The organism is Candidatus Omnitrophota bacterium, from assembly GCA_030688425.1.
Taxonomy (GTDB): Bacteria; Omnitrophota; Gorgyraeia; order Zapsychrales; family JANLHA01; genus JAUYIB01.
Genome location: JAUYIB010000012.1, coordinates 724,082 through 738,788, shown reverse-complemented (window position 1 = coordinate 738,788; position 14,707 = coordinate 724,082). Strand labels below are relative to the sequence as shown.

Here is a 14,707-nt window from a genome sequence, read left to right as displayed (position 1 = left end):
GAAAATAGAGGATGGAAGGGGGAAAGACAAGATGATATTGGGAAAAACGGCAAAGGCGTTTACGCTGGTCGAGATGCTGCTTGTGCTGATGATCATCGGCATCCTGGCGGCGTTCGCGGTGCCGCACATGGCGGGCCAGGGGGAAAAGGCGCGGCGCGCGGCGGCGCGGGCCGACATTGATTCTTATCTTGCCACGGCCTTGGACATGTATGAACTGGATAACGGACGATATCCGACGAGTGAACAGGGGCTCCGGGCGCTGATCGAAGCGCCGGCCGCGGCGCCGGTCCCCCGGGACTGGAACGGCCCCTATTTAAAAAAGAAACGGATCCCGAAAGACCCCTGGGGCAACGATTATGTGTATGCCTCGCCGGGCGCGCGGAATGCGGGGGATTATGACCTGTCCTCCAGCGGGCGCGACGGGGTGGAGAGCACGGATGATGTGGCGAATTGGGAAACGGAACGCGAAGGACTGTGACGGGGTCCTGCTCGTTGAGGCGACTTTGACGCTGGTGGTCCTGACCGTCGGGATCGCGTTGACCCTTCGGGCTTTGAGCGCGTCTTTGCGGACGGCGGCGCAGATGGAGACCCGTCTGTCTGCGGCGCAGAAATCCGAAGAGATCTTTTTGATGAACATCCTGAAGGCGGACAGCCCCGGAGAGTAGCCATGGCAGAGCGCATATCCCATCGGCCCGGCGGGTTCACCGTCATCGAGGTTTTGCTGGCGATGACGATCTTTTTATTGATTACCGGCGGTTTGGCGTCTGTGTTTATCGGCGGGATGCGCGTCAGTCGCCTGGCACAGGAGAAAGGGGACCGGCTGCGGGCCAGGATCCTGTTAATAGAAAAATTGTCGTCGGATCTGGAAACTGCCTTCCCGTCTTGGGCGGAGGAAGGTGGCTTAGTCTTTGAAGGCCAGGCAGATGCCTTGTCATTCGTGACTGTGTCAGGAAGCCGCTTGTGGAAGGTGCGATATTTTTTTGAAATTCCTCAAGAGGGACAGGTACACGAGGTCCGGATCGGCGAACACCGGCAGGAGCAGACGGCCGTGACAGCTGATTTTCGCGAAACGGAGCTCGCCCGCCGGCTGGTCCGGGACATTACTCCGCTGCGCGAGGGAGACCCCGGCGCCAAGCGGGATATTTTATGCCGAGGCGGTCTTTTAGAGGATTTTAAATTTTCCTTTATCGGCAAAAGGTCCGGCGCCGCCTGGCAGGATGCCTGGTCAGGGCCCGGGTTGCCGGCGGGAGTGGCTGTGGAAACAGAGTCCTTCCGGAGGGTGATCCTTATCCCCCGGGGCCTTTGGCCTCCGGAGGACAGCCGTTGAGAACAGGGAACCGGAGAGGGGTCATGGTGATCGTGGTTTTGTGGATGATGGTGATTTTGTCGCTGGCCGCTGCCGGACTGGCGCGCAGTCTCCGTGCCGAACGGATGCTGGTGAAAACGCATTTGGGGAAAATGCGCTCCCGGCAGGCGGTTTTGTCGGGCGTTATGTATGCGCGATCTTTGATTCGTCAGGATTCCGCGGACCTGTCGTCACAAGGGTTCGATACCCGTTATCAGTGCGGATTTTCTTTGCCGGACGGGGAGGCCCCGGAACATGTGTTCGGCCGGCAAGGCGCGGACCGGTCTTTTTTTGAAATGGGCGCCGCCGGCCGCGCGGGTTTCAGTGATGAAGACGGAAAGATCAACCTCAATGCCTTGACGCCGGCCAACAGCGGAATTTTGGCCGAACTGATAACGCTGGGGGGCGGAGAGGAAGGCATGGCCGCGCGTCTATCCTTTGCGGTTGTGGATCGGAAAGATGAAGACGAGGTGTCCGCCGGGTCGCCGGAGAGCAGAGAAGAGCCGGCCGGCAAAAACCGGCCGTTTGATGCCGTTGAAGAATTGATGATGGTTGAGGGGATGACGCCGGAGATATTTGATCGCCTTAAGAATTTTGTCACGGTCTTTCCCCGTCAGGGCCGGTTGCGGATCAATTTTGATACGGCCGAGGAGCCGGTCCTGGCGGCGCTGGCCCGGTTTTTCGCCGGTCCGGCCAACAACGCGTCGCAGGATGATGCCGACGGACTTGTCCGGAAGATCGTGGAATTCCGGCGGGGCGCTGACGGGAACTGGGGCACAGGCGATGATCCGCGGGTGGACGGCCGGGAGACGCCGCTCAATGCCCGGGAATCGGCCCTTTGGACAGCGATGGCGCGTTTGCGCACGCCTGTTTCGCGGCACCTTGTGGTCCGGATCAAAGGTGTCGATGAAGACACGGGGATTTTCACGTCGGCGCAGGCGGTCATTGAGCGTCACACCTTGGCGGTTGTGGACTGGCGGCGGGATGAGGGGGAGCCATGAGACGGGACGAAAAAACGGTTGTCGAGATCAACGCGGCGTGCGTCAAATTCTTCCGGGGGGTTTGGAAAAACAAGGCGTGGGCCGTGCGCGGCGGCATCCGGAAGATTCCGGGGTCCGGAAAGTCTGCGCAGGAATTGTTGTCGGAGATGGTTTCGGAATTCGGCGGCCGCGGCAGAGGCGCGATTTGCCTCGTCCCCCGGCAGGAAGTTTTTTTGAAACAGCTGCCGCTGCCGTCACAGTCCCGGGAAGAAATGCGCCGGATCGTGGATTTGCAGATCCCATCCCTGGTCCCTTATGGCAGAGAGGAAGTGATTTTTGACGTGAGCCTGACCGGACGTGAACCGGACGGCTCTTCCAGGGCGTTGGCGGTTTTTGTCTCCCGGGTGACGGTCGACCGTTATATGCAAATCCTTCACAAGTGCCGCCTGACACCGGAGCATTTTGTTTTGAGTTCGCAGGCGATCGCGGAGAGATTTTTCAGGGATCACCCGGATTTTGCCGGGGAGCCCGCGGTACTGATCGAAGCGGATGACGCCGGGGTTGAAGTGTGTTTTTGTGAAAACAAACAGTGGGTTTTTTCCCGCAGTTTTTCGTCGGCGGAACAAGGCCCGGCCTTGCTCGAAGATATTGCGGCTGCGATCAAGGCGCACGGCCAACAATGCCCCGGGGCCGGGCCGGAGAGGATTTTCGGATCGGCCTCAGTCCAGAGGTTGCCGGTGGATTTGCGGGAATTGGCGGGAGCCGTCTCCTTGCCGGCAGAGACTCTTCCGGGTCCGGCCCTTTCCGGCGGGCCCCATGCGATCTCCTGGGGCTCGCCGTGTCCGGCGCAATTTTCGTCAGCGGGAGTCCTGGGTGTCATGAGCGCCGGCACAGACCAGATGATGGATTTCATGCCGAAGGATATTCTTGCCCGACGGGCGGCCTGCCGGCTGAGGCGGACCATCTCGCTGTCGGCGGTGCTGATGGTTTTGGCGGTTGGTTTGTTGTGTTTTTTTATGCAGGCCGCCGTCAGCCGCAGAGAAGCGCAGGTGGAGCGTCTGCAGGAAGAGGCGCGGTCCCTGCAGACCCAGGTCCGGCGGGAAAGGGAAAAGATGAATGGTTACCGTGCCGTCGACGACAGGGTCCAGGGCCGTGTCCTGGTCGTGGATGCCATGAAAGACCTGTATGACTTGATGCCGGAGAACATTTCTTTGCGGTCGGTCGCGATGAGCGCTTCCGGCGTCTGGTCCGTCCAGGGCTGGGCCCCGGTTGAAGAGGGTGTTCATGGTTTTCAGCAGACGTTGGCCGGGTCGTCCGCGTTCCGTGACGTGGCCTTGGAATTCGCGACAAAAAAGAAGATGGGGACGGCGGAGATGATCGATTTCAAATTGGTTTTCCGGCTGGCCGCGTCCGGTGCAGGAGGGGAGCGATGAAAAGGAACTGGTCAGCCAGAGAAAAAATATTGGCCGGCGTTGTTTTTGTCCTGGCCCTGGCTGCGGCCGGTTACCGCATCCTGGAACAGGGATATTTTGTCCGGTTGTCGTCCCTGGATTCCGAAATGGAGCGCGTTTATCGGGATGTGCGGCGGGACACCGCCGCGGTCCGGGACGCGCAGGTCTTTATTGAGGGATATGCAGACAGGACAAATATCTTTCGGCAACCGGACGATGGACAGGATCTTCTGGCCTATGTCCAGTCAGGCATCGAGGAGTCGGCCCGGCGGGCCGGGATCACGGTTGCCGACATCAAGCCTCAGAAAGCGAAAAAGACCGGGATCGCGGCGTATGTGCCGGTCGGCCTCGTGATCGAGGGGCCGATGAACGGCATCATGGAATTTGTGTACCATGCGCAGCAAGGCCCGTATTATTTTGATGTGCAGGAGTTTTTTCTGGAACGAAAATCCCCCAATGCCCCGGAGTTGCGCTGCCGCCTGGTGATGGGGCGGATCCTTGTGGAGGAGTGATGGGATGATGCTTTTGAGGTGCGTGAATGTCTTTTTGTGCTGCCTGTGTTTGATCTGCGCGGTTTTGATCGGCTGGCAGGCCCTGGATATTTCTCCGGGCGACAGCGCCGGGGAATTGTCTTCCGGCGAGGCGATGTCCCGAAAGCCGGAGATGAGGGCGATCCCTGTGTCTAAAGCGGGAAATTTTATGGAGTACGGAAAAATTTTTGAATCCAGGGATTTATTTACTGGTTCCGCCCGGGAGCAAGACACGCCGGACAATTCTGCCGGCCACCCTATTGCCGCCAGCCGGCCGAATTTGTCCGGGGGCTATCAGGTGGTCGGGATTGTTCTGGATGATCACCCGGTGGCTGTGCTGGAGGGAGGAAAGGCCGAGGGGCCGGTTTTTTTATCCCCCGGCGACCGTCTGGAGGGGGCTGTCTTAGAAAGGATCCTGGACGGCCGCGTCATATTTGAGTTCCAGGGCGAGCGGATGGAATTGGCGCCTGTCAGATAATTCAGGGATGGATTGCGGTTTGCTATCAAATGAAATAAGAGGAATGAATTTTCTTATCAGGCCAACCTGATATATAATAAATCGACTTTTATAGAGTTTTCTCCCTGGGCCGGGCCCGGGGATGCCAAAAGGGGAAGTGACTGTGCGCGCCGGTTTGATCATGATGGTGTCGGGATGGCTTTTGGCCGGGGCGGGGATTGCCGCAGACACGGCGGCGCCGGTCCCTGAGCAGGCGCAGGCGGCCGGGCAGGAACTGCCCCATAACATGCTGGTGGACGTCCTGGAACTGCGCAACATGGACATCATGGACGTGCTCAAGCTGTTGTCGCAGAAGACCGGGCTGAACATCGTGGCCGGCGAGGACGTGAAGGGCAAGGTCTCGATCTACCTGAAGAACGTCAAGCTCAAGGAGGTCCTGGACATCATCCTCGACGCCAACGACCTGGCCTACAACGTGGACAACGGGATCGTTTACGTGATGCCGGCCGTGGAATTCGAACAGCGTTACGGCTTCAAGTTCGGAGGCAAGGTCCAGACCCGCATCCTCAAGATCGCTTACGCGGACACGGCGGACATCGTGGCCGTGCTGAACCAGGTGAAAAGCCCGTCGGGAAAGATCGTGGCGGACGCCAAGTCCAGCACGGTGGTCCTGATGGATTCCCCGGACAAGCTGGACTCGATGGAGGCGCTGGCCAAGCAGATCGACCTGCCCAGCGAGACACGCGTTTTTGAGTTGAGCTACGCGCCGGTCAAGGACGTGGCGGCCAAGGTGCAGGAGGTCCTCACCGAAAATCTCGGCAGTGTGCGGTTCGATGAGCGGACCAACAAGCTCATCGTCAAGGACACGCCGTCCATCGTCCGCGAGATCGCGCACCTGATCTCGACCTTCGATGTGAAACAGAGAGAGGTCCTGATCGAGGCCAAGATCGTGCAGATCGTGCTCAACGACGAGCACAAACTGGGTGTGGACTGGGAAGCGATCGTCTCGGATTACCACAACCTGGATCTGAAGAACGACCTGGACATCCTGGGCGGCGGCAAGAAGGGATCGCTGAGCATCGGCACCATCGCCAACGACGATTACACGGCGCTGGTGGAGGCGCTGGAAACGGTGGGCGTGACCAACATCCTGTCGAGCCCGCACATCACCGCGCTCAACAACCAGGAGGCGAAAATTTTAGTCGGGTCCACGGAGCCGTATGTCACGACCACCACGACAACACCCGCGTCCGGCCCGGCGACCACGGCCGAGAGCGTGAATTTTATCGACGTGGGCATCAAGCTGTACGTGACCCCGACCATTCATCATGACGATTACGTCACCATGAAGATCAAGCCCGAGGTCAGCTCGGTGGTGAAGACCCTGACCACGAGCAACAACAACGTGATCCCGGTCAAGGAGACCTCCGAGGCGGAAACCACGGTCATGGTCAAGGACAACGTGACGATCGTGATCGGAGGCCTGATCAAGGAGGAAAGCCTGGAGACGCGGAACAAGATCCCGCTGCTGGGCGACATCCCGGTCCTGGGCATGGCGTTCCGCAACAGTTCCCAGCAGAAGCGCAAGACCGAGATCGTGATCCTTTTGACGCCGACCATCATCACCGGCGACGCCCCGGCCAAGGACATCCTCAAGGAAGCGGCGCTCATTCCCTAGGAGTTTTGTTTGAAGAGATTGGTCCGATATGGTTGTCTCCTGTTGCTGGCGGCCGCGCCGTTTGTGGGCGGATGCGCCACGGCGCCGCGCCCCGGCGTTCAGGCGAATTTGAAGGAGATGTGCGAGGCCAACGGCATTTCCTGGCAGTTGGACAGCGTGTCCCAGACCGTGACCATGCGCAAGGGGAGCAAAGAGGCCCGCGCCCTGGTCGGCAGTCACCTCGTTGTGCTGGACGGCAAAACTATCCCCTTGAGCGCGCCGCTGAAGATCCAGCGCAGTTTGATCATTGTCCCGCCGGATTTCAAGGCGGAGATCATTGACCGCTTGCTGGCGGCCGCCCCGGTGAAGACGGCGGCGCGGATGCGGTTTCAGAAGATCGTCCTGGACGCCGGGCACGGCGGCAAGGACCCGGGCGCGATCGGCCGGTCGGGCCTGCGGGAAAAAGACGTGACGCTCGGCATCGTCCAGAATCTCGCGAAAAAGCTCCGGGGCAAGGGGTTTGAGGTCGTGCTGACGCGGGACCGGGACGTTTTCCTCACGCTGGAACAGCGCACCGAGATCGCCACGCGGGCCCAAGCGGATTTGTTCATCAGCGTTCACGCCAACGCCAGCCCGTCCAAGAACACCCAGGGCGTGGAGGTCTACGCCTGCCGGGAGCTGGAGTCCAAAGAGAAGAAAGAAGACCAGCGCCGCCGCAACCACCAGTTGTTGTTCAGCGGATTGTCAATGGAGCAAAATTCTGATACTCTTAAGAAGATCCTGGAAGACATGATGTATTCGTACAAAAGGGTCGAGTCTTATTCGCTGGCGAGTTTTGTGGCCTCGGTCGTGTCCGATGAGACCAGGGCCCACAACCGCGGCCGGAAGATGGCGGGGTTTTTCGTTTTGAGGAACACCCTGACCCCGGCGATCCTCGTGGAAGTGGGATATGTCTCCCACGGCAAAGAAGAGAATTTGCTGAAGACCGACGGCCACCGGGAGAAGATCGCCCAAGGCTTGGCGCAGAGCATCTGGGAATACGTTTCCCGGTAATATTCGGAAAGGATTGTCATGGCATCCGGCAAGAAAAATCTGGCCATCGGCGTTTTCGATTCCGGCCTCGGCGGGCTCACCGTGGTCAAGGAGATCATGAAACAGCTGCCCAACGAGGACGTGGTGTATTTCGGCGACACCGCCCGCGTCCCTTACGGGACCAAGTCGCGCGAATCCATCATCCGGTTCTCCAAACAGAACATTTCGATTTTGCTCAAGCACAACGTCAAGATGATCGTCGTGGCCTGCAATTCCTCGACCAGCCACGCCCTGCCGGTCCTGCGCCGGACGTTCCGGCTCCCGATCGTGGGCGTCATCGTCCCCGGCGCCAGGAAAGCGGTCCGTTCCACCCGGAACCGCATCGTCGGCGTGATCGCGACCCCGGCCACGATCAAAAGCTCGGCGTATGAAAAAGAGATCACCAAGGCCGACCCCGGCATCAAGGTCATCGCCCAGGCCTGCCCGCTGTTCGTTCCGCTGGTGGAAGAGGGATGGTTTGACCAGAAGGTGACCCATGAGATCGCCCAGGAATACCTGAACAAATTGAAGTCGTGGGGCGTTGACACGCTGATTCTGGGATGCACGCATTATCCGCTGTTAAAGCCCGTGATCGGCAAGGTCATGGGTTCGCAGGTCGCCCTGATCGACTCGGCCCAGGAGGTCGCGCAGGAAGTGGCCCGGCTTTTGGTTGAGACCGGTTTGAGCCGGACGGCCCGGCGCACCGCCCGTTACCGGTTCCTGGTTTCGGACGAACCCAAGCATTTTCAGAAGGCGGCGAAGCAGTTTTTGGGGTTTGATATCGAGCACGTGACGCGGTGTCCGGTGTGAAATTTAACAATGCGATCTGAATCCCGCCTCCCGCCTGCGGCGGGAAGACGGCGGGATCAATTCGCTCAACAAACTTACGTCGCCCCTGCGGGACTCCGTAAGTTGGGAGCTCATTGATGTTTGAATTATCAGTCACGGGCCATTTTTGTTCGGCGCATGCCTTGCGCGGGTACGACGGGCCCTGCAAGAATCTGCACGGCCACACCTGGAAGACCGAGGTCACGATCCAGGCGGACCGGGTGAACGACATCGGGTTGATCATGGACTTCAAGGAGGTCAAGCACAAGCTCAACGCCCTGCTCGACCGGCTCGACCACGTGAATCTCAACGACCTGCCCGCGTTCCAGAGCGCAAACCCTTCGACGGAAAATCTCGCGAAGCACATTTACCAGGAATTCGCCCAAGACTGCCGGCCGTTCAAGCTGCTCAAGGTCCGGGTCTGGGAGTCCGAAACGGCGAGCGTGACGTATTATGAGTAATGATTGTATGGATTACGGGAGCGCGCGTACGCACAAATATGGAGATGCCTATCGTGGTGTGAGAAGGAGCTGGTTTAAATGATAAGAAAGACCGAAAAAACGTCGCATAAAGTTATCATAGGAGATGCCCGCTGCATGCGAGAGGTGGCCGATTCTTCCGTCCAGCTGATTGTTACTTCGCCCCCCTATTGGCAACTCAAGGATTATGGCGATGCAAACCAGATTGGATATAACCACACATATGAAGATTATATCAATAATTTAAATCTTGTGTGGCGGGAGAGTTGTCGTGTCTTAGAAGATGGCTGTAGGCTGTGCATTAATATCGGTGATCAATTCGCGAGGTCTGTTTATTATGGACGTTATAAAATAATTCCTATCAGGACTGAAATTATAAAATTTTGTGAAACCATCGGATTTGATTACATGGGCGCCATTATTTGGCAGAAGGTCACGACTTGCAACACAACAGGCGGAGCTACGGTTATGGGGTCCTTCCCTTATCCGCGCAATGGGATTCTTAAAATAGACTACGAATTCATTTTAATTTTTAAGAAACAGGGGACTCCGAGGCCCGTTGGACAAGAGATCCGCGAAAAATCAAGGATGACCACGGAGGAATGGAACCAGTATTTCACTGGGCACTGGAATTTTGCGGGGGAAAAGCAAGATAAGCATTTGGCCATGTTCCCGGAAGAGCTTCCCAAGAGGTTGATTAAAATGTTTGCCTTTGTCGGAGATGTTGTGTTGGATCCTTTCTTGGGCAGCGGGACGACCACCTTGGCTGCAAAAAAGTTAGAGCGGAATTCCGTCGGCTATGAAATTAATGATGATTTTCTCCCGATCATTAAAGCAAAAATCGGTTGTCAGGAAAAAATGCTCTTTGAGGAGTGTGAATTTGATGTCTGCGGGCAAGAGAAGCTTTCTATCGATTTTGCCGCCGAAATACAAAAGTTGCCGTATATATTTAAGGATCCCGTTAAATTTGACAAGAAAATTGACCCGAAGAAACTGCAGTTCGGTTCTAAGATCGACCAGAATAGCGGCGGTCGGGGGGATTTCTATACCGTTAAAGAGATTGTGAGCCCCGAGATCGTTAGGCTTGATAATGGCCTTATGGTGAAATTGATTGGCGTGAGGCAGGACGTCGCGAAGCAAGATGAAGCTATCGGATATTTAAGAGATAAAACTCGGGGGCAGCGAGTCTTTTTGAAATATGACCAGGAAAAGTATGATGCCGAGAAAAGGCTGTTTTGTTACATGTACCTTCAAAACAAAACATTCGTCAACGCGCATTTGATCAAAAGCGGGCTTGTGGATGTCGACAAAAATTCAGACTATAAATACAAAACAAAATTTCTTGAATTGAAAAGCGGGGCTCATGGCTAAAGAATGGATATTAAATAGCGCGATGAACCGGTTCCAGATGAATTTTAGCCGGAATGTCGGGTCGGTTTCTGAGGAAATACGAAAGTGTTCCCCTAAGGCCATTGAAGAGTGGGAGAAATACTATTTTGAAAATGTCCGCCCGAAAGGGCATATCGAAGATTTGGGTAAGAAACTTTATATTAAAATAACAGAAGTCATTGCAGCGGAGGTTGAGGGTATTACTGAAGAAGATTGTATAGATTATATGTTTCAAATGGTAATCAATAGAACCTATCAGGGGTATGTCACTGAGATCCAGACGATTTATGGGCAGTTGGCAGAGATATTGAAGATCAAGATGGAGCCGGCTTCAGATGAGTGGGACCGGTTGTATAATGTCGATTTTTTTATTCAAATAAAGGATAAATACATCGGCTTGCAGATTAAGCCTGCGGGAGGAGTTTCGCACATAAGCCAGATATTTAAAGAAAGATCTCTCCAGGCATCGGCACATGAAAAATTTACAAAAAAATATGGCGGTAAGGTATTTTACGTAATTTCCGTTAAGGTTGGGGATAAAAAGCAGATCCAAAATATTGAAGTCATTGATGAAATTTCCGCTGAAATTAAGCGACTATCAAATTGATGAAACGCGCGATTGTACTGCTCTCCGGCGGGCTGGATTCGGCCACGACGCTTTATTACGCCAGGAGCCGGGGGTATCGGACGTATTGTCTGATCTTTGATTACGGCCAGCGGCACCGCAAGGAGATCACCCTGGCCAAACGGATCGCCGCGCTGAGCCGAAGTGAATACAAGGTCGTCAAGATTCCCCTGCCCTGGCGCGGCTCCGCGCTTCTGGACAAGAAAATTCCTCTTCCGAAAAACCGCCGGCGCATCCCCCGGGAGATCCCGGTGACGTATGTCCCGGCGCGCAACACCATTTTCGTGAGCTTTGCCGCTTCCTACGCCGAGGCCGTCGGCGCCCGGACGATCTTCATCGGGGCCAACGCCATCGACTATTCCGGCTACCCGGACTGCCGGCCGGAGTTTTACCGGGCCTTTCAGGAAACGCTCCGGCGGGGATTGAAGGCCGGGGTGGAAGGCAGGCCGGTCCGCATTGAAACCCCGCTCATCCGCAAGACCAAGGCCCAGATCATTGAGCTGGGGCGCAAACTCAAAGTGCCGTATCATTTGACCTGGTCCTGTTATAGCGGGGGACAGCGTCCCTGCAGACGGTGCGACAGCTGTCTGTTGAGGGAAAAGGGATTCGAGGCCCTGGGATTGAAAGATCCGTCTTAAACAACAAGGGAGGACACCGTGAAAGAATACAAAGTTATCATTTACCAGGAAGGGGTTCTGGGGTCGTTGATCCTTGGGCAGTCCAAAGTGGATCCGGTCCGATTCAGCAGTTTTCTCAATTCCCAGGCGGCCGAAGGATACCGTGTCGTGACCATGGAGCGGGAATCCCGGCGGCTGTTTATGTTCTGGAAACGGGAAGCATTTATGGTCATCCTCGAAAGGGAAAAATAGCCATGAAAATCGCGAGTATCATTTCTATCAGTCTCATGGTCGTTTACGCGTTCCTGGCCATTTTGCAGATCTGGTTTGAGATCATGAGCGGCGCGAATTTTTTCAAGCTCACCCTGACCTTTGCCATCCTGCTCGTCGCGGCCGTGGTGTGCGCCCTGATCCGTCGAGAATACATCACCGACGTCCAGGGCCGCAAGGGGAAATATATCGATTGATGAGCGCGTGATTTGCGCACCCGGAGGCGGCGCAGGTCGCGCGCTTTTGTCCCTCTCCTGCCTCCGCTGCCCTCTTTGCAGCGGAATCTTCCTTTCTTTGCATTTTGTGTTACAATACTCCCCGTCTAAACATCCATTTTAAAATTCAACAGACAGAGCACGCGCAGATGAAGGCCAAAATTCTGGAGATTTTCCGCTCCATCCAGGGCGAAGGCAAGTACGCCGGCGTCCCGCAGGTGTTTGTCCGCTTTTTTGAGTGCAACATGCATTGCGATTGGTGCGATACCCCGGCTTCAATCGGCGACGCCAGCCGCAACTACACGGACATGGGCCTGGATGAGGTCATGGCGGAAATCGGAAAACTGCGGGGCGGGTGCCATTCGGCGAGCCTGACCGGCGGCGAGCCGTTGATGCAAACGCCGTTTCTGAAAGAGCTTTTGCCGCTGTTGAAACAAAGCGGCCTGCCCGCGTATCTGGAAACGAACGGGACCCTTCCGGCGGAATTGGCCGAGGTCATCCGGGACGTGGACGTCGTGGCCATGGATTTGAAGCTCCCCAGTTCCACCGGGTGCCGGGCGTATTGGACGGAGCATGAGGAATTCCTGAAAATTTCGACTCAAAAGGACGTCTTTATCAAGGCGGTGGTCACCAGCGGCGCCGACCGGGCGGACATTGTCCGCGCGGTGGACCTGGTCCGCAGGATCGCGCCGGACATCCTGTTTGTCCTCCAGCCGAACACCTTTGAACTGAAGAACGGCGTCATGGCCCGTTGCCTGGAATTCCAGGAGTATTGCCTGAAGTTTTTGCCTAACACGCGGATCATGCCGCAGATGCATAAGTTTATGAAGGTTAGGTAACGTCACACGACACAAAGTCACACGTCACAGGTTGTCGTTTATAGGTTCTTTACGTGTGACATGTGACCTTGTGACTTTGTGACAAATGACAGAGGTCCAAATGAATAAAAAGAATTCCTACGAAGGCCTGCAAAAGCAGATCCGGGCGCTCAAGACCCCGAAGATCGACGTCTGGAAAAACCAGTACGCCGACCGCGACTACACCGTGGATTTGAGCTTCCCGGAGCTTACCTGCATCTGTCCCAAGACCGGCCTGCCGGACTTCGCTTCGGTGCGGATCACCTACGGCCCCGACCAGACGTGCCTGGAACTGAAATCGCTCAAGATGTATTTTATCTTTTACCGCGGCGTCGGTATTTTTCATGAACATCTGGTCAACAAGATCCTCGAGGACATCGTCAGGGCCTGCCGCCCCCGCTGGGCCAAAGTCGACGTGGTCATGAACCCCCGCGGCGGCATCCACACCAACGTCAGCGCGGAATACAACAGAAAGAGCGGATAGCGTTCAGCGGAGAGCGGGGAGAAAGGCTCTCTGGCCGTTATTCGGTAACTGCTGTACGCTGAAAAGGAGTTTATTTTATGTCCAGAAACGACGGCCGCGCCAACAACGCTTTGCGAAAGATCAAGGTCACGAAACATTTCACCAAGTACGCCGAGGGCTCGTGCCTGATCGAATTCGGCGACACGCGGGTGCTGTGCACGGCGAGCGTGGAAGAAAATGTCCCCCCGTTCTTGAAGAACACCGGGAACGGGTGGGTGACGGCGGAGTACGGCATGCTGCCCCGCTCCTGCGCCCAGAGGATCAGGCGCGACCAGAACTCGGGCCGCGTCCAGGAGATCCAGCGACTGGTCGGGAGGTCCCTGCGCGCGGTCGTGGCGCGCGATCGGCTGGGGGAGAGGACGATCAAGGTGGACTGCGACGTCATCCAGGCCGACGGCGGGACGCGCACGGCCGCGATCACCGGCGGCTTCATCGCCCTGGCGCTCGCGCTGATGAAGCTGAAAAAAGACGGGGTGATCCCCGCGATCCCCCTGACGGACACCGTGGCCGCGATCAGCGTCGGCGTTTTCGGGGGGCAGATGATGCTCGATCTCAATTACGCCGAGGATTCCAAGGCCGACATGGACATGAACGTGGTCATGGTGGGGAAAGGACACTTCGTCGAGGTCCAGGGGACCGCCGAAGGCCATCCGTTTTCCAAGGCCCAGATGGACGGCCTGCTCAAGCTGGCGCAAAAAGGGATCAGGGAACTGGCGGTCATTCAGAAACAGAATCTCAAAGGGCTCACTCTTTTAACATAAAGGACATCACCATGCGTGAATTGCTCATTGCCACAACAAACAAAGGGAAGTTGCGGGAGATCCGCGACATGCTCGAGGACGACGACATCCTGGTCACGTCTCTGCACGATTATTCCGGGCTGCCCAGGATCGTGGAAGACGGCAAGACGTTTCGCGATAACGCCATCAAGAAGGCCGTGACCATCGCCAGGCACACGGGCAAACTCACGATGGGGGAGGATTCAGGGATCGAAGTGAAGGTGCTGGGCAACAAGCCGGGCGTTTATTCGGCCCGCTTTTCCGGGCCCGGCGCCACGGACGAGAAGAACAACAAAAAACTTCTGCGCTTGCTGAGCGGGGTCCCGGCGTCCAAACGCCAGGCCTGCTACCGCTGTTTTATGGCCCTTGCCGACAAAGACGGGGTCGTCGCGGTCGTGGACGGGAAATGCTCCGGGCTGATCGCGGCCAAACCGGCCGGGACGAACGGGTTCGGGTATGATCCGTTATTTGTGGTCCCGCGCTACGGGAAGACCTTCGGCGAGCTCGATCCTTCCGTCAAGTCCAAGATCAGCCACCGGGCCAGGGCGCTCAAGAAACTCTGGGCCTGCCTCAAACGGCGAAAGACCGACTTCTTCCCGGCGGCCCCCGTCATCGAAAACACGTGACCGCCGAA

20 protein-coding genes are annotated in these 14,707 nt (G+C 56.7%); all 20 read left to right on the top strand.

The features are described 5' to 3' along the window. Nucleotides 1-31: 31 nt before the first annotated feature. The 20 genes from gspG to Q8Q08_04490 all read left to right on the top strand — a co-directional run bounded on the left by gspG (nucleotide 32) and on the right by Q8Q08_04490 (nucleotide 14,699). Complete coding sequence (gspG, locus tag Q8Q08_04585) at nucleotides 32-478, top strand: type II secretion system major pseudopilin GspG (protein MDP2653289.1); 447 nt, start codon at nucleotides 32-34, stop codon at nucleotides 476-478. After that, nucleotides 438-665: a hypothetical protein gene (locus Q8Q08_04580; GenBank protein ID MDP2653288.1), complete on the top strand. Its 228-nt coding sequence runs from the start codon at nucleotides 438-440 to the stop codon at nucleotides 663-665. Before gspG ends, Q8Q08_04580 begins: the two co-directional genes overlap by 41 nt. 2 nt (nucleotides 666-667) lie before the next feature. After that, a complete protein-coding gene (locus Q8Q08_04575) occupies nucleotides 668-1,327 on the top strand; it encodes a type II secretion system protein (protein ID MDP2653287.1) in 660 nt (219 codons plus the stop codon). Between the two features lie 23 nt (nucleotides 1,328-1,350). Further along, a complete protein-coding gene (locus Q8Q08_04570; protein ID MDP2653286.1) occupies nucleotides 1,351-2,346 on the top strand; it encodes a type II secretion system protein GspK in 996 nt (331 codons plus the stop codon). Then, a complete protein-coding gene (locus tag Q8Q08_04565; GenBank protein ID MDP2653285.1) occupies nucleotides 2,343-3,758 on the top strand; it encodes a PilN domain-containing protein in 1,416 nt (471 codons plus the stop codon). Before Q8Q08_04570 ends, Q8Q08_04565 begins: the two co-directional genes overlap by 4 nt. After that, the gene (locus Q8Q08_04560; protein MDP2653284.1) at nucleotides 3,755-4,288 is read left to right on the top strand and encodes a hypothetical protein; all 534 of its coding nucleotides are present in this window, start codon (nucleotides 3,755-3,757) and stop codon (nucleotides 4,286-4,288) included. Before Q8Q08_04565 ends, Q8Q08_04560 begins: the two co-directional genes overlap by 4 nt. Before the next feature lie 4 nt (nucleotides 4,289-4,292). Further along, complete coding sequence (locus Q8Q08_04555; GenBank protein ID MDP2653283.1) at nucleotides 4,293-4,784, top strand: hypothetical protein; 492 nt, start codon at nucleotides 4,293-4,295, stop codon at nucleotides 4,782-4,784. A 142-nt stretch (nucleotides 4,785-4,926) separates the two neighbouring features. Beyond that, a complete protein-coding gene (locus tag Q8Q08_04550) occupies nucleotides 4,927-6,441 on the top strand; it encodes a secretin N-terminal domain-containing protein (GenBank protein ID MDP2653282.1) in 1,515 nt (504 codons plus the stop codon). A 9-nt stretch (nucleotides 6,442-6,450) separates the two neighbouring features. Further along, nucleotides 6,451-7,473 (top strand): N-acetylmuramoyl-L-alanine amidase, encoded by a 1,023-nt coding sequence (locus Q8Q08_04545; protein ID MDP2653281.1) that lies wholly within the window; start codon nucleotides 6,451-6,453, stop codon nucleotides 7,471-7,473. An 18-nt stretch (nucleotides 7,474-7,491) separates the two neighbouring features. After that, the gene (gene murI / locus Q8Q08_04540; GenBank protein ID MDP2653280.1) at nucleotides 7,492-8,301 is read left to right on the top strand and encodes a glutamate racemase; all 810 of its coding nucleotides are present in this window, start codon (nucleotides 7,492-7,494) and stop codon (nucleotides 8,299-8,301) included. 116 nt (nucleotides 8,302-8,417) lie between these two features. After that, on the top strand, nucleotides 8,418-8,780 hold the full coding sequence (queD, locus tag Q8Q08_04535) for a 6-carboxytetrahydropterin synthase QueD (GenBank protein ID MDP2653279.1): 363 nt from the start codon (nucleotides 8,418-8,420) through the stop codon (nucleotides 8,778-8,780). 78 nt (nucleotides 8,781-8,858) lie between these two features. After that, nucleotides 8,859-10,169 (top strand): DNA methyltransferase, encoded by a 1,311-nt coding sequence (locus tag Q8Q08_04530; GenBank protein MDP2653278.1) that lies wholly within the window; start codon nucleotides 8,859-8,861, stop codon nucleotides 10,167-10,169. Further along, nucleotides 10,162-10,794: an MjaI family restriction endonuclease gene (locus Q8Q08_04525; protein ID MDP2653277.1), complete on the top strand. Its 633-nt coding sequence runs from the start codon at nucleotides 10,162-10,164 to the stop codon at nucleotides 10,792-10,794. Before Q8Q08_04530 ends, Q8Q08_04525 begins: the two co-directional genes overlap by 8 nt. Further along, complete coding sequence (gene queC, locus Q8Q08_04520; protein ID MDP2653276.1) at nucleotides 10,794-11,450, top strand: 7-cyano-7-deazaguanine synthase QueC; 657 nt, start codon at nucleotides 10,794-10,796, stop codon at nucleotides 11,448-11,450. The genes Q8Q08_04525 and queC overlap by 1 nt, the downstream gene beginning before the upstream one ends. A gap of 18 nt (nucleotides 11,451-11,468) precedes the next feature. Continuing rightward, on the top strand, nucleotides 11,469-11,681 hold the full coding sequence (locus Q8Q08_04515; protein MDP2653275.1) for a DUF4177 domain-containing protein: 213 nt from the start codon (nucleotides 11,469-11,471) through the stop codon (nucleotides 11,679-11,681). Nucleotides 11,682-11,683: 2 nt separating this feature from the next. After that, complete coding sequence (locus tag Q8Q08_04510; GenBank protein MDP2653274.1) at nucleotides 11,684-11,896, top strand: hypothetical protein; 213 nt, start codon at nucleotides 11,684-11,686, stop codon at nucleotides 11,894-11,896. 167 nt (nucleotides 11,897-12,063) lie between these two features. Further along, nucleotides 12,064-12,753 carry a 7-carboxy-7-deazaguanine synthase QueE gene (locus Q8Q08_04505; GenBank protein MDP2653273.1) on the top strand — a complete coding sequence of 230 codons (690 nt, stop codon included), beginning with the start codon at nucleotides 12,064-12,066 and terminating at the stop codon, nucleotides 12,751-12,753. Nucleotides 12,754-12,853: 100 nt separating this feature from the next. Beyond that, nucleotides 12,854-13,255, top strand: a complete 402-nt coding sequence (gene queF / locus Q8Q08_04500) for a preQ(1) synthase (GenBank protein ID MDP2653272.1) — start codon at nucleotides 12,854-12,856, stop codon at nucleotides 13,253-13,255. Nucleotides 13,256-13,332: 77 nt separating this feature from the next. Continuing rightward, a complete protein-coding gene (gene rph / locus Q8Q08_04495; GenBank protein MDP2653271.1) occupies nucleotides 13,333-14,055 on the top strand; it encodes a ribonuclease PH in 723 nt (240 codons plus the stop codon). A gap of 11 nt (nucleotides 14,056-14,066) precedes the next feature. Next, nucleotides 14,067-14,699 (top strand): XTP/dITP diphosphatase, encoded by a 633-nt coding sequence (locus tag Q8Q08_04490; protein MDP2653270.1) that lies wholly within the window; start codon nucleotides 14,067-14,069, stop codon nucleotides 14,697-14,699. The last annotated feature ends 8 nt before the right edge of the window (nucleotides 14,700-14,707 follow it).